Source organism: Novilysobacter erysipheiresistens, assembly GCF_036663935.1.
GTDB classification, from domain to species: domain Bacteria; phylum Pseudomonadota; class Gammaproteobacteria; order Xanthomonadales; family Xanthomonadaceae; genus Novilysobacter; species Novilysobacter erysipheiresistens.
Genome location: NZ_JAXGFP010000001.1, coordinates 432,044 through 450,841, shown reverse-complemented (window position 1 = coordinate 450,841; position 18,798 = coordinate 432,044). Strand labels below are relative to the sequence as shown.

Here is an 18,798-nt window from a genome sequence, read left to right as displayed (position 1 = left end):
TGCAACGGACCGGCCATCAGCGCACGCCCTGCCTGGCGTCACCGAAGTTGGTGCCGCGGCGAATCTTCTTCTGCAACTGCAGGATGCCGTAGACCAGCGCCTCGGCGGTCGGCGGGCAGCCCGGCACGTAGACGTCGACCGGCACGATCCGGTCGCAGCCGCGCACCACCGAATACGAATAATGGTAGTAACCGCCGCCGTTGGCGCAGCTGCCCATCGAGATCACCCACTTGGGGTCGGGCATCTGGTCGTAGACCTTGCGCAGCGCCGGGGCCATCTTGTTGACCAGGGTGCCGGCGACGATCATCACGTCGGACTGGCGCGGCGACGGGCGGAACACCACGCCGTAGCGGTCCAGGTCCAGGCGCGAGGCGCCGGCGTGCATCATCTCGACCGCGCAGCAGGCCAAGCCGAACGTCATCGGCCACATCGAGCCGGTGCGCGCCCAGTTCCACAGGGTGTCGAGGTTGGTGGTGACGAAACCCTGCTGCAGCAGCGGGTTCTCGCCCTCGGGGCGCAGGATGTCGTCAAGCCGCCCTTCCGGGATCGGGTTGTGCATCAGGCCCGAGATGGTCTGGCTCACTCCCATTCGAGCGCTCCCTTCTTCCACACGTAGATGAAGCCGAGCAGGAGCATGCTGGCGAAGATGCCCATCTCTACCAGGCCGACCACTCCGAGATCACGGAACACGGTCGCCCAGGGCACGATGAAGATGATTTCCAGGTCGAAGATGATGAACTGGATGGCAATGAGGTAGTAGCGCACGTCGAACTGCATGCGCGCGTCTTCGAACGGGGCAAAGCCGCATTCGTACGGAGACAGTTTTTCCGCGGTCGGGCGCTTGGGGCCGAGCAGATTGCCCACCACCAGCAGGGCGACGCCGATGCCGCTGGCGACGATCAGGAACAGCAGGGTCGGCAGGTATTCGGCCAGCACTTGTGTTCTCTCAGCTTCTTCTAGGCTAGAAGCCGCGTTGCCACGGCCTTGGCTTGTGGCACCGCTGGTGCCGCTTGTTGTTGCATTGCTGGAGTGGTGCCCAAGAGGGGACTCGAACCCCTACGACCTAAGCCGCTACCACCTCAAGGTAGTGCGTCTACCAATTCCGCCACCTGGGCACATGATCCAACCGAACTTCCGACATCCATTTCATTCGTCCACGATGACCGTTTGGTCATCGCAAACAGACCCCCGAGCCTCCGTGCCGGGTGTCGCGAACGCCATTGTAACGTTTTGTCTTACTCGTCTGTGGTTTCGGGCGGTGCCGATTGCGGCGTTTCGGTCGCCGGCGCGGCCGGCACGCTGCTGTCGACGGCCGGCGCCTGCGGCACGGCAACCGGCGTCGCCGGAACCGCGGCATCGCCCTGGGCGGCCGGAGGCGCAACCGGCACCTGCGACATCACGCCGAGGTCGGCGCTGGCCGCGTTCCCGGCATCGGTCGAATTGGTCGCGTGCCAGGCCATGTACATGCTGATCGAGAAAAACACGATCGCAAGCCACTTGGTGGACTTGCTGAGGAAGCTGGACGCGCCGCGCGCACCGAACACGGTCGCCGAGGCGCCGCCGCCGAAGCCCGAGCCGGCCTGCGCACCGGCGCCGCGCTGCATCAGGATCAGCGCGATCATCGCGATCGCGACCAGCACATAGATGACGGTGAGGAACAGCAGCATCGGAAAACTCTTGTGTTATTGCGACTTTGGAACGAGCCCGAAGCCGGTCAGGACGCCGCCGCGGTTGCGATGGCGTTGAAATCGGCGGCAACCAGCGAGGCCCCGCCGACCAGCCCGCCGTCGACGTCCGCCTGGGAAAACAGCGCGGCCGCGTTGTCGGGCTTCACGCTACCGCCATACAGCAGCGGCAGCGAGCCAGCGATTCTAGCATCGTGCGCGGCGATTTCGCTACGGATGAATGCGTGCACCGCCTGCGCCTGCTCCGGGCTGGCGGTCTGGCCGGTCCCGATCGCCCAGACCGGCTCGTAGGCGACGATCGCGCCGTCCAGCAGGGACGCGCCGTCGTTCAGCAAAGGCGCCAACTGCTCCTGCAGGCGCCACTCGGTCTGGCCGTCCTCGCGTTCGCTGAGAGTCTCGCCGATGCACAGGATCGGCACTAGGCCAGCGTCCTTGGCGGCACGGAACTTGGCCGCGACCACGTCGCTGGTTTCGCCATGGTACTGGCGGCGCTCGGAGTGGCCGACCAGGGTGTAACGGGCGCCGACATCGGCCAGCATCGCCGCCGACACTTCCCCGGTGTAGGCACCCTTGTCGTTGGCGCTGACATCCTGCGCGCCGAACTCCAACCCGCGCGAACCGTATTCATGGATCAGCTCGCCCAGGTACGGCAGCGGCGGCAGGATGATCCGCTCGACCCCGGCCATGTCCGCGGAAACCAGTTGATCCAGCAACTCGCCAGCGAACTGGCGATCGCCATGCAACTTCCAGTTTCCGGCGACGATCTTGCGACGGGCCATGGACCACTCCGTGAATGCGGGAGCGGCGATTGTACCCAAGCACGCGAACCGAAGCGCGCATGTCGAAGCCCGCCTGCCGGTGAGACCAGGCCGCGCAGGCGATACTTGGAGCCCAGATCTGACCTCGAGGACCGTCTCGATGCAACACGTTGCCCGCAGCTTTGCGCCTGTATCCGCCCCGGATGCACGGGTGCTGGTGTTGGGCAGCATGCCGGGATTGAAGTCGCTGCAGGCACAGCAGTACTACGCGCACCCGCAGAATCGCTTCTGGCCATTCATGGGCGAGCTGGTCGGCGCCGATCCCACGCTGCCCTACTCCGACCGCTGCCTCCGGTTGACCCTGGCCGGCATCGCGTTATGGGACGTGCTCGCCAGCTGCGAGCGGACCGGCAGCCTCGACAGCGCGATCCGGGACGAAACCGCACAGGCCAATGATTTCGGGGGATTTCTCGCCAGCCATCCCGGCATCGGCGCGGTGCTGTTCAATGGCGCCAAGGCGGAGGACAGTTTTCGCCGGTTCGTGTTGCCTACGCTGGGGCGCGACGACCTGCGCTACCGCCGTTTGCCGTCGACCAGCCCGGCCAATGCCTCCCAGCGGCAGGCGGACAAACTCGCGGCGTGGCGCGACGGGTTGTGCGAGGCCGGCATAGCAATCCGCGAATAGGTATGTGAGTCGCCAACTCCCTTGTAGGAGCGACATAAGTCGCGACCCGTCGAACGTTCGAACCCATGTACAGGTCGCGACTTACGTCGCTCCTACGCCGAGCCATCCGGAATATCTGCGCGCCTATTTCAGCTTGATCTCGCGCAAGCGCTCTTCCAGGTACGCTTGGGCGGTGATCGGCTCGGGGTAGCGACTGGGATTGTCCGGAGTGATGCACGAGGGCAGCACGTCGATCAGGAAGTCCGGATTGGGGTGCAGGAAGAACGGGGTCGAATATCGTGGTTGCCGCGCCGCGTCGCCCGGCGGATTCACCACCCGATGGGTGGTCGACGGATACACATGGTTGGTCAACCGCTGCAGCATGTCGCCGATGTTGACCACGATGGTGTCTGCCTCGGCGGTGAACGGCACCCATTCGCCCTTGCGCGACTTCACTTCCAGCCCCGCAGCGCTGGCGCCGACCAGCAGGGTGATCAGGTTGATGTCCTCGTGCGCGCCGGCGCGCACGTTCGGGATTTTGGGGCTGGTGATCGGCGGATAATGGATCGGTCGCAGGATCGAGTTGCCGCTGTCGGTCTTGTCGGCAAAGTAGTCCTGCGGCAGGCCGATGTGCAATGCCAGCGCAGCCAGCACCCGGGCGCCGAGACGGTCCAGCGACTGGTACAAGCCGTAGGCGATCTCACGGAACTCCTGGATTTCCGTTGGCCACACGTTGGCCCGCATGACCGCGGCGTGGCGCGAATCGCGCGGGATCTCGCGACCGACGTGCCAGAACTCCTTGAGGTCGAAATGCTCGGCGCCCTTGGCGGTTTCGACGCCAAACGGGGTATAGCCGCGGGCGCCGCCTCCACCGGCTTGGTGGTATTTGCGCTTGGTCGCCTCCGGCAGCGCGAAGAAACGCGCGAACACGTCGTAGGCAGCGTCGATCTGCGCCGCCGCGATGTTGTGTCCACGGATGCCGGCAAACCCCCACTCGCGATAGGCCGCGCCGAGCTCGGCGACGAAGGCGTCACGGTCGTCGTCGAACCGGCGGATGTCCAGGGTCGGGATGGCGGACTGGCTCATGGCGTGACCGGTTATTGCGCGGCGGCACGGACGGCATCGGCGAGCCGGTCCAGGGTCGCCTGGACCAGATCGGCATCGTCGGCCTCGACCGTGACGCGGACCACCGGCTCGGTGCCTGACGGCCGCAGGAACGCGCGGCCGCGACCCGCCACTGCCGCCTGCGCGTCGGCCAGCGCGGCCTGCACGGACTCGGACTCGGCCGGCCGCGCGCCATTGGCGAAGCGCACGTTGATCGTGCGTTGCGGCACCCGGTGGAGGCCCGCCAGCGCCTCGCGCAGACCGATCTGGCGGCGATGCAACACTTCGAGCACCTGCAGCGCGCTGACGATGCCGTCGCCGGTGCTGCCGCGATCCAGGCACAACAGGTGGCCGGAGGCTTCGCCACCGAGCACGCCGCCGTGGGCGACCAGTTGCTGGTGGACATGGCGGTCGCCGACCTTCGCGCGCAGGAAGCCGATCCCGGCCTGTTCGAACGCCTGCTCGAGCCCGAAGTTGGTCATCAACGTGCCTATCACCGGGCCCTGCAGCCGACCGCTCTCACGCCAGTCGCGCGCCAGCACGTACAGCAGGTCGTCGCCGTCGCAGACCTCGCCGGCGGCGTCGACGAACATCACCCGGTCGCCGTCGCCGTCGAAGGCGATGCCGAGGTCGGCGCCGGTCTCGCGCACGCGCGCAGCGAGGACCTCGGGATGGGTCGAGCCGACGCCGTCGTTGATGTTGAGGCCGTTGGGCTCGATTCCGATCGCATCGACCTGTGCACCCAGTTCGCGCAGCACCAACGGACCCACCTGGTAGGTTGCGCCGTTGGCGCAATCCATCGCGATGCGCAGGCCGCCGAGGTCGAAACCCTTGGGCACCGAGTTCTTGCACGCCTCGACGTAACGGCCGATGGTGTCGCGGGCGCGCACGGCCTTGCCGAGCAGCTCCGAGGACACCGTGCGGAACGGTTCCTCCAGCGCGGTCTCGATCGCCAGCTCGGTGGCGTCGTCGAGCTTCTCGCCCTTGGCCGAGAAGAACTTGATGCCGTTGTCGTAATGCGGGTTGTGCGAGGCCGAAATGACGATACCGCCATCGGCGCGCAGCGAATGGGTCAGGTGCGCGACTGCCGGGGTCGGCATCGGCCCCATCAACTGCACGTCGACACCGGCGGCGACCAGTCCGGCTTCCAGCGCGGCCTCGAACATGTAGTTGGAGATCCGGGTGTCCTTGCCGATGATGACCACCGGCTTGCGCCAGGCATTGCGAGCCAGCGCATGGCCATAGGCGTTGCCGAGGCGCAGCACGAAATCGGCGGAGATCGCGCCCTCACCTACCCGGCCGCGGATGCCATCGGTACCGAAATACCTGCGGCTCATGCGCCGCCCTCGATCACGGCGTCGTCCTCGGGTTGCGGCTGGCGCATCATCAGTGCCAGCAACTGGGCCAGGCGGTCGCGCATCTCGCGGCGGTCGCAGATCTGGTCGATCGCGCCGTGCTCGAGCAGGAACTCGCTGCGCTGGAAGCCTTCCGGCAACGTCTCGCGCACGGTCTGCTCGATCACCCGCGGGCCGGCGAAACCGATCAGCGCCTCCGGCTCGGCGATGTTGATGTCGCCCAGCATCGCCAGCGATGCCGACACGCCACCGGTGGTCGGATGGGTCAGCACCGCGATGTAAGGCAGTCCGGCCGCGCGCAGGCGCCCGAGCGCGGCCGAGGTCTTGGCCATCTGCATCAGCGAAAACAAACTCTCCTGCATGCGCGCGCCGCCGGTGGCGGTGAAGCACACCAGTGGGCAGCCGGCCTCGAGCGCGGCCTCGGCGGCCAGGGCGAAGCGCTCGCCAACCACCGAGCCCATAGAGCCGCCCATGTAGGCGAAGTCGAACGAACATGCGACGAGCGGCCGCTGCTTGAGCGTGCCCTGCATCGCGATCAGCGCGTCACGCTCGCCGGTGGATTTCTGCGCAGCCTTGATCCGGTCGGAGTACTTCTTCTGGTCCTTGAACTTGAGCACGTCGGTCGGGCCGAGCCGGGCGCCGATCTCGGTGGTGCTGTCGGCATCGAACAGGGCCTTGAGCCGGGCGCGGGCGCGGATCGGCATGTGGTGATTGCACTTGGGGCAGACCTCGAGGTTCTCCTCGAGTTCGGGCCGGTACAGCACCGCGCCGCAGCGATCGCATTTTTCCCACAGCCCCTCGGGGACGCTGCGACGCTTGGCGTTGCCGGTGTCGGTGCGGATGCCGGTGCGGCCGGACGGCATGAGTTTCTTGAGCCAGGACATGCGTTGGAGTCTTCCCGTTCAGGCTGTTGCAATGCGGCCGGCGCGCGTGAAGGCAGCGCCGGCCAAGCGGGTCAGTTTAGCGCAGCGGCCTTCACCCCGGCCGGCCCGCGTCCAGCGCCGTCCGCAACGGAGCGAGGAAGTCGCGCGCCCGGGCCGCCGCCTCTGTCGGATCGCCGGCGCCGTCGAGCGCGGCAACCAGCGCGCTGCCGACCACCACGCCATCGGCCTCGCGCGCCATCGCCGCGGCGCTGGCGGCGTCCTTGATCCCGAACCCGACCACCACCGGTACCGGACTGTCCGCGCGGATCGTGCGCAGGCGGTCGCCGGCCGCGCCGGCATCGAGTCGATCGGCGCCGGTGACGCCGGCAAAACTGACGTAATACAGATAGCCGCGGGCGCCGGCGCACAACTGAGCCGCGCGGGCGTCGGAGGTGGTCGGCGCGGCCAGCAGGATCAACGCCAGGCCGTGGGCGGAGAACGCGCCGCGGAACTCGTCGGCCTCCTCCGGCGGCAGGTCGACCAGCAATACGCCATCGACCCCGGCCGCGACCGCCTCGCGGGCGAAGCGCTCGGCGCCGCGGATCTCGACCGGGTTGAGGTAACCCATCAGCACCACCGGGGTGTCGGCATCGCGCTGGCGAAACTCGCGGACGCCGTCGAACACGTAGGCCAGTCCGGCGCCGCGCTGCAGCGCACGCTCGGAGCTGCGCTGGATGGTCGGACCGTCGGCCATCGGGTCGGAGAACGGTACGCCCAACTCGATCACGTCGGCGCCGGACTCCACCAGCGCGTGCATCACCGGCACCAGCGCCTCAAGCGACGGGTCACCGGCGGTGATGAACGGCACCAGGGCCTTGCGGCCGGCGGTCTTGAGTTGGGCGAAGCAGGCGTCGATGCGGTTCATGGCGCTCAAAATTCGATGCCGTCGCGGGCGGCGATAGTGTGTACGTCCTTGTCGCCGCGGCCGGACAGGTTGCACAGGACCAGTTGGTCCTTTGGCAATTCACGGGCGAGCTTGATCGCCTGGGCGATCGCATGGCTCGACTCCAGCGCCGGCAGGATGCCCTCGGTCCGCGCCAACTGGTGGAACGCGGCCAGCGCCTCGTCGTCGCTGACGCCGACATACTCCGCGCGGCCGGTGTCCTTGAGGAACGCGTGCTCGGGGCCGACGCCGGGGTAATCGAGGCCGGCGGAGACCGAATGGGTTTCCGTGATCTGACCGTCGTCGTCGCACAGCACGTAGGTGCGGTTGCCATGCAATACGCCGGGGCGGCCCGCCGCCAGCGACGCCGCATGGCGGCCGCTGGCGATGCCCTCGCCCGCCGCCTCGGCACCGACGATGCGCACGCCGGGGTCGTTGAGGAAGGCGTGGAAGATGCCGATTGCGTTGCTGCCGCCGCCGACGCACGCGGTCACCGCGTCCGGCAGGCGGCCGTACTCGGCCAGCATCTGCGCACGCGCCTCGCGCCCGACCACCGCGTTGAAGTCGCGCACCATCCGCGGGTACGGGTCGGGGCCGGCGACGGTGCCGATGATGTAGAAGGTGTCGGCGACGTTGGTCACCCAGTCGCGCATGGCCTCGTTGAGCGCGTCCTTGAGCGTGGCCGAACCGCTGGTCACCGGCACCACGGTCGCGCCGAGCAGCTTCATCCGGTAGACGTTGATCTTCTGCCGCTCGATGTCGGTCGCGCCCATGTAGACCACGCATTCCAGGCCGAGCCGGGCCGCGACGGTGGCCGAGGCCACGCCATGCTGGCCGGCGCCGGTTTCGGCGATGATCCGCGGCTTGCCCATACGTGCCGCCAGCAGGCCCTGGCCGATGGTGTTGTTGATCTTGTGCGCGCCCGTGTGGTTCAGGTCCTCGCGCTTGAGCAGGATGCGCGCGCCGCCCACCTCGTCGCTGAGGCGCTGGGCGTGGTAGATCGGGCTCGGTCGGCCGACGTAATGGGCCAGGTCGCGGTCGAACTCGGCGATGAAGGCCGGGTCGACCCGCGCGGCGTCATAGGCATTCGCCAGTTCCTGCAGGGGACCGATCAGGGTCTCGGCGACGAAGCGCCCGCCGAAGCGGCCGAAGTGACCGGCCGCGTCGGGATAGGCATGGAAATCGATCGGGTGTTGCACGGTCATGAACGGGTCACAAGTGTGTCGCCAGCCGGGCCGGCGGGGGAGGAACGATATGGGGCGGGACAACGTCGATTGGCCGACGGCAACAAGGTCAATCGAGCACGTGGCAATCCGCCCGGCGCACTTCCTCGACGAAACGCCGCATCTTGTCGCCATCCTTGTGCCCGGGCGCGAGCTCGATGCCGCTGGAGACATCCACCGCCCACGGCAGCGTCGCAAGGATCGCATCGAATACATTGGCCGACGACAGGCCGCCGGCGAGCATGAACGGTTTTTGCACCCCGGCCGGGATCCGGCCCCAGTCGAACGTCTCGCCGCTGCCGCCGGAGCCACCCGGCGAATGGCTGTCGAACAGGAAACCACTGGCTGACGGATAGCGGGCGTGCAACGCGGACGGATGCTGGCGCGCAAGCTCGCAGCCCATCGGGATCGCCTTGAGGTACGGCACGCCGAAGCCGCGACAGAACGCGTCGTCCTCGTTGCCGTGGAACTGCAACAGGCTGGGGCGAACATGGCGGATGACTTCACGCACCTCTTCGATCGGGTTGTCCATGAACAGGGCAACCGCATCGACCAGCGGCGCCAGCGCCTGGCGCATCGCGCGAGCCTCTTCCGGCGCGACCCGGCGCGGGCTGCCGGGCGCGAACACGAATCCGATCGCATCGGCGCCGAGCTCGCAGGCCAGGCGCACGTCGCCGGGACGGGTAAAGCCGCAGAACTTGATGCGGGTGCGGAACAGGATCCGGTTCATGGCGCGGCCTCGGCCAACTCGACCTCAACGGGGAGCCCCCATTGTGCAGGGTAGCGCGGGCCCAGGAACACCAGCCCGGCCGACGGTGCGGTGGGCCCGGCGACGGTGCGGTCGCGGCCGGCCAGCAGTTCGCCGACCCAGGATTCGGAATGTTCGCCGCGGCCGACGAGCAGCAGGCTGCCGACGATGTTGCGCACCATGTGGTGCAGGAACGCGTTGGCCTGCACCTCGACGGCCACCACCTCGCCGTCGCGGATGACGCGGATTTCATGCAGTTGGCGCCGTGGATGCGGGGCTTGGCAATGCACGGTACGGAACGCGGAAAAATCGTGCTCGCCGACCAGTGCCTGGGCGGCGCGGTGCATTGCCCCGGCGTCCAGCGCACGCCGCTCCCAGCTCAGGTACTGCCGCTGCAAGGCCGGTCGCACCGGACGGTTGAGGATCGAATAGCGATAGCGCCGCGCGCGGGCGGAGAAGCGCGCATGGAAGTCGTCGGTCACCGGCACGCACCAGCGCACGCAGACCGAAGGCGGCAACCGGCTGGAGGCCCCGAGAACCCAACTGCGCGGCTCGCGACCGGCCGGCCCGTCGAAATGCACGACCTGCGCGGACGCATGCACGCCGGCGTCGGTGCGACCGGCACAGACGACATCGACCGGGCCGCCGGCGACGAACGACAGCGCGCCCTCGACGGCGGCCTGCACCGTGGGCTCGTGGCGCCGCTCCGGCGTGCCACGCTTGTTGAGACGCTGCCAGCCGGAAAATTCGCTGCCGTCGTATTCGATGCCCAGCGCGTAGCGCCGTGTCGTGGCGGCCGGGCGCGGGTCGACGCCAGCGTCGGCGGGTACGGGCCTAGGGTCGGCCGACGCAGACTGCTCCGACACGACTAGTCGAGTTCGCGCAGCATCTGCGTCGCCTGCTGGCGGGCGGAATGGTCGCCGTTGAGCGCGACCTCGCCGAGCAACTGGCGGGCGCTGTCGCGGTCGCCGAGATCGAGGTAGGCGCGGGCCAGTTCGAGGCGCTCCGAACCGGGCGCGTCCGTGTCGACCTCGACAGTCGGCGGTTCCACCCGGGTCGATGCCGGCGCGCCGGAAACGGTGTTGCCACCGCCTGCATGCCACGTCGGCACCGCGATCGGCGGCGCCGGACGCTTGCCCGGCGATGGCTCGTGCACGCGACCGTCCCACAATCCGGGCGAGTCGCCGGCGACCCCTGCTGCCTTGGCGGGAGCCACGGACGCGGCTGACGAAGCTGCGACAGGTGCCGCAGAGGAAGCAGCAGGCGGTGTCGGCGGTGACACCGACGCGGCCTGCCCGCCCGGGAAGCCGGCGGCCAGCGGTGAAGGTGCGGTACCCGGACCGGGCGCGCGGAACTTCGGTGTGACCTCGGCACGGCGGCGCATCCACCATCCACCGAGCAGGCCCAGCAACAACAATCCAACGCCCCCGAGCAGCCACGGCAACCCCGGCGCACCGCCGGCCGCCTTCTCGGCATCCTGGGTCTGCGCGAGGCGCTGCTGCACCGCGTTCAGCTCGTTGTCCTTCATCTCCAGCAACTTCTGCTGGTCGGACTGGAGCTTCTCGAGGTCGGCGACGCGGCTCTTGAGTTCGGCCAACTCGGCGTTGCGAGCGGCCAGGGTTTCCTGGGTCTGCATTTGTTGTCGCACCATGTCGCCCTCGGCGCCGGCGCTGATGCCGGATTGGGTTCCCGCCACGGCCGCATCGCTGGCGCCGGGCGGAACGATTTCGAGCCGGGCGCCGCCGGCGGTCGGCGTCGCGCTTGATGACGTCTGGTCGTCCGCGGCCGCTTCGGCCGGGGCATCGGCGAGCGCCGGCTGGGGCACCGGCTGGCTCGCGAGACGCCATGCACTGGTCTGCCGGCGCACCTGCGCCATCGCCTGCGCGGCCTCGATGCCGCGCACGGTTTCGGCGTCGGGGACACGCAACACCGCACCCTGCTTGAGCAGGTTGATGTTACCGCCGATGAACGCCTCGGGATTGGCGTTCAGCAGCGCGATCATCGCCTGGTCGAGGGTCGCGCCGTAGTCGAGGCGCTGGGCGATTTCCGACAAGGTTTCGCCGGCCTGGACGGCGCCGTATTCGTCGGGCCGGCCCGCCGGCATCGGCGGTGGCGCGGCGACCACGGGAGCCGGCGCGGGCGATGGCGGCGGAATGGGATCGATCGCGGTGTCGGGCGTCGGTTGCGGCTCAGCACCGGTCGGCGAAGGAGCAGCGGTCGCGATTTCGCCTTCGGGCTCTGCTCCGGTGGCTGGCGCCGGCGCGGGTTCCGGCTCGCGCACGATCGTGTTCGACGGTGCCACCACCGGCGCGTCGATCGGCGGCTGCATCGGCGCCGACACCGTCCGTGGGGTGTCCAGCAGGGTCGAATACTCGCGTACCAGCTTGCCCTGCCCCCAGTCGACCTCGATCAGGAAGGTCAGGAGCGGCTGCTCGATGGGCTGGGTGCTGGTGACCCGGATCACGGGATTGCCCTGCGCGTCCAGGGCCGACACGAACTGCAGGTTGGCCACCACCGAGTCGGGCGGTTGCAGGCCGATGCGGGCGAAGGTTTCCGGCGAGGCAAGTCCCGCCTGCAGGCGTTCCAGCTCGGCGGGGTCGTTGGAAATGATCGGGATCTCAGCCAGCAGCGGCTCACCGAGTTTCGACTTCAACTCGATCTGGCCCAGTCCGAGCGCCATGGCGCTGCTGCTGGCCAAGGCCAGCGCCGCCGCCAGTGCCGTACGCATCAATCGTTTCACACCCACTCCCAACGGCTGTCCCCTGGCCGCGACTCTAGCGACCGGCGCCGATGCCGGCAATGCGCCAGCGCCGTCGCGCTCAACCTGAACCGCGAATTCTTCAGACCGATGCAACCGCATCGCGCTCGGCCACCACCAGTTCCGCCAGTTGCACCGCGTTCAGCGCCGCGCCCTTGCGGATGTTGTCGGCCACCACCCACAGCGACAGGCCGCGCGGGTGCGAGATGTCCTCGCGGATCCGGCCTACGTACACCGGATCGTTGCCCGAGGCGTGGGTCACCGCGGTCGGATAGCCGCCGCCGACCCGTTCGTCGACCACCTCGATGCCCGGCGCACCCTCCAGCAGCTTGCGCGCATCGGCCGCGGACAGCTTGTCGCGGGTCTCGACATGCACGGCCTCGGAGTGGCCGTAGAACACCGGCACCCGGGCCACGGTCGCGTTCACCGCGATGCTGTCGTCGCCGAGGATCTTGCGGGTCTCCCAGACCAGCTTCATTTCCTCGGTGGTGTAACCGTTGTCGCAGAAATCGCCGCCATGCGGGATCACGTTGAACGCGATCTGCACCGGGTACACCTCGGGCTGGGCCTGCTGGAAGCTGAGCAGGCCCGCGGTCTGCCGGCCCAGCTCCTCCAGTGCGCGCTTGCCGGTGCCCGACACCGACTGGTAGGTAGCGATGTTGATGCGCTCGATCTTGGCCGCGTTGTGGATCGGCGCCAGCGCCACCAGCAACTGCATGGTCGAGCAATTGGGGTTCGCGATGATCCCGCGCGGGCGGTTGCGGGCGGCGTCGGGGTTGACCTCGGCGACCACCAACGGCACGTCGTCGTCCTGGCGGAACACCGAGGAGTTGTCGATCACCACCGCGCCGGCGGCGGCGAACTTCGGCGCGTACTCCTTCGACACCGAGCCGCCGGCGGAGAACAGTGCGATGTCGATGCCGGCGGGATCGAACGTGGCGAGGTCCTCGACCACGATCTTCCTGGCGCCGAACTCGATCTTCTCGCCGGCCGAACGCTCACTGGCGAGCAGGTGCAGCCTGCCGATCGGGAACTGGCGTTCGGCGAGGATCTTCAGCATCGTCTCGCCGACCGCGCCGGTGGCGCCAACGATGGCTACGTTTACGGGCTTGCTCATTTCTGTTCCTGAGGACGTTCGGTGATGGTGGCGGACGTTGTTGTAGGAGCGACGTAAGTCGCGAACCGCCGAACGCTGGAGGCGATGTACAAGTCGCGACTCACGTCGCTCCTACGGAGGCTACGGTTTTCGGCCGGGCACGCGCGGGGCGACGTCGCCGACGTCACCGCATTGCGCCCGATGACGCAGTGCCTGGTCGATCAGCACCAGCGCGACCATCGCCTCGCAGATCGGAATGGCGCGGATGCCGACGCAGGGGTCGTGGCGGCCGGTGGTGACAACTTCGACCGGGTCGCCGTGGATGTCGAGGCTGTCGACCGGCAACCGCAGGCTGGAGGTCGGCTTGAACGCGACCGAGCAGCGCAACGGCTGGCCGGAGCTAATGCCGCCGAGGACACCGCCGGCGTGGTTTGACTCGAAACCGCGCGCGGCGATGTGGTCACGGTGCTCGCTGCCCTTCTGCGCGACCGACGCGAACCCGTCGCCGATCTCCACGCCCTTGACCGCGTTGATGCTCATCAGCGCACTGGCCAGTTCGCCGTCGAGCTTGCCGTAGATCGGCTCGCCCCAGCCCGGCGGCAGGCCGTCGGCGACCACGCCGACGCGCGCGCCGACCGAATCGCCGGACTTGCGCAGCGCGTCCATGTAGGCCTCCAACTCCGGCACCTGGGCGGCGTGCGGCCAGAAGAACGGGTTGTCCTCGACCGCCGTCAGGTCGTGGCCGCCAGGAGTGATCTCGCCGAGCTGCGACAGCCAGCCCTGCACCCGCACGTCGCATTTCTCGGCCAACCATTTTTTTGCGATCACGCCGGCAGCGACCCGCATGGTGGTCTCGCGCGCCGACGAGCGTCCGCCGCCGCGCGGGTCGCGGATGCCGTACTTGTGCCAGTAGGTGTAGTCGGCGTGGCCGGGGCGGAACTGTTCGGCGATCTTCGCGTAGTCCTTGCTGCGCGCGTCGGTGTTGCGGATCAGCAGCGCGATCGGGGTGCCGGTGGTGAGGCCTTCGTAGACGCCCGACAGAATCTCGACTTCGTCGGCCTCGTGGCGGGCCGAAGTGTGGCGGGTCTTGCCGGTGGCGCGCCGGGCCAGGTCGTGGGCGAAATCCTCCGCCGCGATCGCCAGCCCCGGTGGGCAGCCATCGATCACGCAGCCGATCGCCGGCCCGTGGCTCTCGCCGAAGGTGGTGACCGCAAACAGTTTTCCGAAGGTGTTGCTGGCCACTGTGGTTCCTGCGGTTGTCGTAAGGCTTCTGTGTAGGAGCGACGTAAGTCGCGACCCGCCGAACGCTGGAAACGATGTACAGGTCGCGACTTACGTCGCTCCTACATGCGCGCCGGCCTTGAATCGTCAGCCGCGCGCGTCGGCCAGCGCCTTGATCCTCGCATGATGCGCGACCAGCTCGGCGCGCTCGACCACGAAGATGCCCATCTGCCCGACCTTGAATTCGACCCAGGCGAGCGGCAGCTCCGGCAGCAACTCGACCAGCGCACGCTCGGCCTCGCCGATCTCGCACACCAGCAGGCCGTCCTCGCTGAGGTGATCGGGGGCGTCGCGGAGGATCTTCAGCGCCAGGTCGAGGCCGTCGTCGCCGGCGCGCAGGCCCAGTTCCGGCTCGTGTGCGTATTCGGCCGGCAACGCGTCGGTCTCGTCATGGGTCACGTACGGCGGGTTGGTCGCGATCAGATCGAACACCTCGCCCTGCATACCGGCGAACAGGTCGGACTGGCGCAGCTCGACGTTGTCGGCATGCAGCCGCGCCTTGTTCTCGGCGGCCAGCGCCAATGCGTCCTCGTTGATGTCGGCGCCGATCACTTGCCAATCCGGCCGGTAATGGCCCATCGCGATCGCGATGCAGCCCGAGCCGGTGCACAGGTCGAGCGCACGCGACACCTCGCGGCCGCCAAGCCACGGCTCGAAGCCGGACTCGATCAGCTCGGCGATCGGAGAGCGCGGCACCAGCGCGCGCGGGTCGGACTTGAAGCTCAGGCCGGCGAACCAGGCTTCGCCGGTCAGGTACGCGGCCGGCATGCGGTCGTTGATGCGGCGCTCGAACAGCGCCAGCACCCGCGTCTTCTCCTCGGCCGTGACCTTGGCCGCGCCGTAGGCCGGGCCGAGGTCGTGCGGCATCGACAGCGCGTGCAACACCAGTTGGGTCGCCTCGTCGATCGCGTTGTCGTAGCTGTGGCCAAAGGTCAGCCCGGCTTCGGCGAAGCGGCTGCCGCCGAAACGGATCAGGTCAATGATCGAAACCGGCTCGAAACTGGCGGACGAAAAATCCACCCGTCCGGCGCTGGCACGATGGGCAGTCATGGCGGCCTGGGTCATGGCGGCAGGTTCAACAAAGAAGGCCGCCGATTATAGCGGCCGCCGCCGGCTATCATGGCCGCCACCGGGCGCCGCGAATAACCGCTGGTTTGCCCGCCATCAGCATTCGGACTTGCCATGTTCAACCGCACCACCGTCATCGTCCTCGTTGTCGCCTTGGCCGCGGGCCTCGGCCTGTGGGCCTCGCAACGCTATTTCGCCCAGGCACCCAAGGCGCAGTGGCCGCAGACGCAGGCGGTGCGACTGTTCGAACCGCCGCGCGAACTGCCGGCGTTCAGCCTGCGCCAGTCCGACGGCACCCAACTGGTGCCGGGCGAACTCAACGGCCACTGGACGCTGGTGTTCCTCGGTTTCACCCACTGCCCCGACGTGTGCCCGATGACGCTGGCGCAGTTGTCGCAGGCGCAGAAGCAGTGGGAGTCGATCCCCGAGGCGATCCGGCCGCGGGTGCTGTTCGTCTCGGTCGACCCCGAACGCGACAGCCCGGACCGCATCGGCGAGTACGCCCATGCCTTCCATTCCGACACCCTGGCCGCGACCGCCAACGTCCCGGCGCTGGAGAACTTCGCCCGTTCGCTGAGCATGGTGTTCGTCAAGGTGCCGCCGCCGGAAGGCGTGCCGGCCGACCAGTACTCGGTCGACCACAGCGCCTCGATGGCGGTGCTGGATCCGCAGGGCCGGATGTCCGGGCTGGTACAGCCACCGTTCGATCCCGCCGCGATCGCCGCCGACATGGCCGCGCTGACCGCCGCTTCCGCCCCCTGAGAAGCACGATGAGCCTGGCCACCCGCCTCACCTACGTCCTCCCGCACCGGCTGGCCTCGTCGCTGGCGCGGCGGCTGGCCTATTCCGACCACCCGCGCCTCAAACGCTGGTTGATCGACACGGTCACCCGCAAGTTCGGCGTCGACCTCGAGGAGGCGGTGCAGTCCGACCCCGCCACCTACCCGACCTTCAATGCCTTCTTCACCCGCGCGCTCAAGCCGGGCGTGCGCGTGGCCGATCCCGACCCGCGCGCGCTGCTGATGCCGGCCGACGGCCGGATCAGCCAGTGCGGGCCGATCGAACAGGGCCGGATCTTCCAGGCCAAGGGCCAGTCGTTCACCGCCGCCGAACTGCTCGGCGATGCGGCCGCGGCCAAGCCCTACGAGAGCGGCCTGTTCGCCACCGTGTACCTGTCGCCGAAGGACTACCACCGGGTGCACATGCCGTGGAGCGGCAAACTGCGCGAAACCGTGCACGTGCCCGGGCGATTGTTCAGCGTCGGCCCGGCCGCGGTGCAGCACGTGCCACGGCTGTTCGCCCGCAACGAGCGGCTGGTCTGCCATTTCGACACCGATTTCGGGCCGATGGCGGTGGTGATGGTCGGCGCGCTGCTGGTGTCCGGGGTGGAGACGACCTGGAGCGGCGAGGAGATCCCGGCCTATGGCAACAAAATCACCCGTCGCGACTGGAGCGGCGAGGCGATCGACCTGGAACGCTTCGAGGAAATGGCGCGTTTCAACTACGGCTCGACCGTGATCGTGCTGCTGCCGGCGGGCGTCGCCGAGTTGGCGCCGGGATTGACCGCGGAGTCGCCGGTCAAGCTGGGGCAGCGGCTGGCGACGCTGGCCGGGTAGCAGGTGTAGGAGCGACGTAAGTCGCGACCCACTGACCTTGCCGACCGATGTACAGGTCGCAACTCACGTCGCTCCTACCCGTGCGTGCCGCCACATGGTCACTGCGTGCAGCCGACCAGTTCCAATTGCTGCCCGGGACGAATCGTGTAACGCGGGCCCTTGATGCCGTTGGCGCGGGCCAACTCGCCGGTGTCGCATTCGAACTTGCGCGCGATCGAGGTCAGGGTCTCGCCGCGCTGGACCCGGTACTCGCGTGTTGCCACCGGCGCGGCTGCGGCCGTGCGAACGGGAACCCCGACGGTAGGCACCATGCCACCGCCGCGCACGATCGCAGCCGTCGGATCGCTGGCCACCAGCGTGCGCGCCAGGGCCGCGCGCGGCCCATCGACGCAATGGCGCTTGTACAGGCCGACGATCCTGTCGGTCGCGTCCAGGGTGGCACCTGCCGGCAACATGTCGTCGGCGCGATAACGCGGGTTGAGGTTGCGCAGCGCGCGCATGTAGCCCTCGCGCATGCCGCGGTTGCCCAGGCAGATGGTCAACTGGTAGATCGACGCCGGTTGTTGCAACCGCAGCTTGGCCGGCTCGGGATCGAGGTCCGGCAGGCTCAGGCCGTATTCCTTCGGGTGCAGGAACAGCCACGCGGCGGCGATCACCATCGGCACGTAGTCGCGGGTCTCCGGCGGGAACTGGTGATAGACGTCCTCGCTCCAGAAGCTCTTGCCGGGATTGGCCTGGTGGATCCGCCGCGCCCGGCCCTCGCCGCCGTTGTAGGCCGCCAGCGACAGTTCGATGCTGCGGTTGAGCTCGCGCAGGCGCTCGTTGAGGTAGGCGACGCTGGCCTCGGACGCGGCGTACGGGTCGTAGCGGGTGTCGAAACCGGTGCCGTCGTCGCCGAGGCCGAAGCGCTGCCCGGTCGCGTACATGAACTGCATCGGCCCCGCCGCGCCGGCGCGCGAGGTCGAGTGCACGCGGCCGTTGGATTCCTTGGCCATGATCCCGAACAGCAAGGCTTCCGGCAGTCCGGCGCGCTGGTACTGCGGCCACATCTGCGCACGCAGGTACTGGTAGTTCTCGTAGCTGGTGATGAACTCCTCGCGCATGTCGGTCAACCAGCGACGGATGCCTTCCTGCACCGCCGGGTTGTACTGGACCATGCGGTCGAAGTCGTGGCGGCCGTCGGCCAGCAATGCCGCCGCGCGCGCCGCCTGGGGTACATCGTGCGCCACGTCGTGGGCGATGCCGGCATGGGTGTCCGCGTGGTCGGGGCCGATGTCGTCATCAAGCAATCCGCCATCGCCGGCCTCGGCATCGGCGTTGAGCTTCAACAGGCGCTCGTAGGAGGTCAGCATCGCGCCGAGCGAACAACCATCCTGCTCGACGCAGGCGCTGACCACGTCCTCCATGTCCTCCAGCGCGGCGTTGGCGTTGGCCGCGCCGTCGGGGCTGGCATTGCCGATCTCGACCAAGGCTTCCCGGTAGCGCGCCTCCGCGGCCTGCATGCGTGCCATGAGTGCCTCCGCCGCCGCCCGGTCGCGGCGCGACACCGCGGCCGCATCGAGCGGCAGCACCACCAGCGTGGCGGCAAACAGCGTCACCATGACGCGCACTGGAGAAAGGAAAAACGGCATGGACG

Annotated in this window: 19 protein-coding genes and 1 tRNA gene; 3 read left to right on the top strand and 17 right to left on the bottom strand. The window is 68.5% G+C overall.

Annotation, left to right across the window (positions count from 1 at the left end; all coding sequences use genetic code 11):
- Positions 1 to 16: 16 nt before the first annotated feature.
- From SNE34_RS02300 to tpiA, 5 genes are all read right to left on the bottom strand, one after another.
- Positions 17 to 589, bottom strand: coding sequence for a NuoB/complex I 20 kDa subunit family protein (locus SNE34_RS02300; protein WP_332614307.1), 573 nt, complete (start codon positions 587 to 589; stop codon positions 17 to 19).
- Complete coding sequence (locus tag SNE34_RS02295; RefSeq protein WP_332614305.1) at positions 580 to 936, bottom strand: NADH-quinone oxidoreductase subunit A; 357 nt, start codon at positions 934 to 936, stop codon at positions 580 to 582. The genes SNE34_RS02300 and SNE34_RS02295 overlap by 10 nt, the downstream gene beginning before the upstream one ends.
- Positions 937 to 1,030: 94 nt before the next feature.
- Positions 1,031 to 1,115: transfer RNA gene (locus SNE34_RS02290), tRNA-Leu, on the bottom strand.
- Between the two features lie 120 nt (positions 1,116 to 1,235).
- Entirely contained in the window at positions 1,236 to 1,667 is a 432-nt protein-coding gene (secG, locus tag SNE34_RS02285) for a preprotein translocase subunit SecG (protein ID WP_332614303.1), read from the bottom strand.
- Between the two features lie 47 nt (positions 1,668 to 1,714).
- The gene (gene tpiA / locus SNE34_RS02280) at positions 1,715 to 2,464 is read right to left on the bottom strand and encodes a triose-phosphate isomerase (protein WP_332614302.1); all 750 of its coding nucleotides are present in this window, start codon (positions 2,462 to 2,464) and stop codon (positions 1,715 to 1,717) included.
- Between the two features lie 139 nt (positions 2,465 to 2,603).
- Here tpiA and SNE34_RS02275 point away from each other — a divergent pair, with 139 nt between their 5' ends.
- On the top strand, positions 2,604 to 3,128 hold the full coding sequence (locus tag SNE34_RS02275; RefSeq protein WP_332614300.1) for a DNA-deoxyinosine glycosylase: 525 nt from the start codon (positions 2,604 to 2,606) through the stop codon (positions 3,126 to 3,128).
- Between the two features lie 123 nt (positions 3,129 to 3,251).
- Here the strand turns inward: SNE34_RS02275 and SNE34_RS02270 are convergent, their stop codons facing one another.
- From SNE34_RS02270 to prmB, 11 genes are all read right to left on the bottom strand, one after another.
- Positions 3,252 to 4,193, bottom strand: coding sequence for an isopenicillin N synthase family dioxygenase (locus tag SNE34_RS02270; protein ID WP_332614298.1), 942 nt, complete (start codon positions 4,191 to 4,193; stop codon positions 3,252 to 3,254).
- A gap of 11 nt (positions 4,194 to 4,204) precedes the next feature.
- Positions 4,205 to 5,548, bottom strand: a complete 1,344-nt coding sequence (gene glmM / locus SNE34_RS02265) for a phosphoglucosamine mutase (protein ID WP_332614296.1) — start codon at positions 5,546 to 5,548, stop codon at positions 4,205 to 4,207.
- Positions 5,545 to 6,450, bottom strand: coding sequence for an acetyl-CoA carboxylase, carboxyltransferase subunit beta (gene accD / locus SNE34_RS02260; protein WP_332614294.1), 906 nt, complete (start codon positions 6,448 to 6,450; stop codon positions 5,545 to 5,547). Before accD ends, glmM begins: the two co-directional genes overlap by 4 nt.
- 91 nt (positions 6,451 to 6,541) lie before the next feature.
- The gene (gene trpA / locus SNE34_RS02255) at positions 6,542 to 7,354 is read right to left on the bottom strand and encodes a tryptophan synthase subunit alpha (RefSeq protein WP_332614291.1); all 813 of its coding nucleotides are present in this window, start codon (positions 7,352 to 7,354) and stop codon (positions 6,542 to 6,544) included.
- Between the two features lie 5 nt (positions 7,355 to 7,359).
- The gene (gene trpB / locus SNE34_RS02250; protein WP_332614288.1) at positions 7,360 to 8,577 is read right to left on the bottom strand and encodes a tryptophan synthase subunit beta; all 1,218 of its coding nucleotides are present in this window, start codon (positions 8,575 to 8,577) and stop codon (positions 7,360 to 7,362) included.
- Positions 8,578 to 8,665: 88 nt separating this feature from the next.
- Complete coding sequence (locus SNE34_RS02245) at positions 8,666 to 9,325, bottom strand: phosphoribosylanthranilate isomerase (RefSeq protein ID WP_332614286.1); 660 nt, start codon at positions 9,323 to 9,325, stop codon at positions 8,666 to 8,668.
- Positions 9,322 to 10,116, bottom strand: coding sequence for a tRNA pseudouridine(38-40) synthase TruA (truA, locus tag SNE34_RS02240; protein WP_332614618.1), 795 nt, complete (start codon positions 10,114 to 10,116; stop codon positions 9,322 to 9,324). The genes SNE34_RS02245 and truA overlap by 4 nt, the downstream gene beginning before the upstream one ends.
- 95 nt (positions 10,117 to 10,211) lie before the next feature.
- Positions 10,212 to 12,071, bottom strand: coding sequence for a FimV/HubP family polar landmark protein (locus tag SNE34_RS02235; protein ID WP_332614284.1), 1,860 nt, complete (start codon positions 12,069 to 12,071; stop codon positions 10,212 to 10,214).
- Positions 12,072 to 12,183: 112 nt separating this feature from the next.
- Positions 12,184 to 13,218, bottom strand: a complete 1,035-nt coding sequence (locus tag SNE34_RS02230; protein ID WP_332614282.1) for an aspartate-semialdehyde dehydrogenase — start codon at positions 13,216 to 13,218, stop codon at positions 12,184 to 12,186.
- Positions 13,219 to 13,338: 120 nt separating this feature from the next.
- Positions 13,339 to 14,439: a chorismate synthase gene (gene aroC / locus SNE34_RS02225; protein WP_332614280.1), complete on the bottom strand. Its 1,101-nt coding sequence runs from the start codon at positions 14,437 to 14,439 to the stop codon at positions 13,339 to 13,341.
- Between the two features lie 126 nt (positions 14,440 to 14,565).
- Positions 14,566 to 15,528 (bottom strand): 50S ribosomal protein L3 N(5)-glutamine methyltransferase, encoded by a 963-nt coding sequence (prmB, locus tag SNE34_RS02220; protein WP_332614616.1) that lies wholly within the window; start codon positions 15,526 to 15,528, stop codon positions 14,566 to 14,568.
- 132 nt (positions 15,529 to 15,660) lie between these two features.
- Here prmB and SNE34_RS02215 point away from each other — a divergent pair, with 132 nt between their 5' ends.
- Together SNE34_RS02215 and asd are read left to right on the top strand one after the other, a co-directional pair.
- Positions 15,661 to 16,308, top strand: coding sequence for an SCO family protein (locus SNE34_RS02215; protein ID WP_332614278.1), 648 nt, complete (start codon positions 15,661 to 15,663; stop codon positions 16,306 to 16,308).
- An 8-nt stretch (positions 16,309 to 16,316) separates the two neighbouring features.
- Positions 16,317 to 17,162, top strand: coding sequence for an archaetidylserine decarboxylase (gene asd / locus SNE34_RS02210; protein ID WP_332614276.1), 846 nt, complete (start codon positions 16,317 to 16,319; stop codon positions 17,160 to 17,162).
- 98 nt (positions 17,163 to 17,260) lie between these two features.
- On the opposite strand, the gene SNE34_RS02205 is transcribed toward asd, so the two are convergent.
- Complete coding sequence (locus SNE34_RS02205) at positions 17,261 to 18,793, bottom strand: transglycosylase SLT domain-containing protein (protein ID WP_332614274.1); 1,533 nt, start codon at positions 18,791 to 18,793, stop codon at positions 17,261 to 17,263.
- Positions 18,794 to 18,798: the final 5 nt, after the last annotated feature.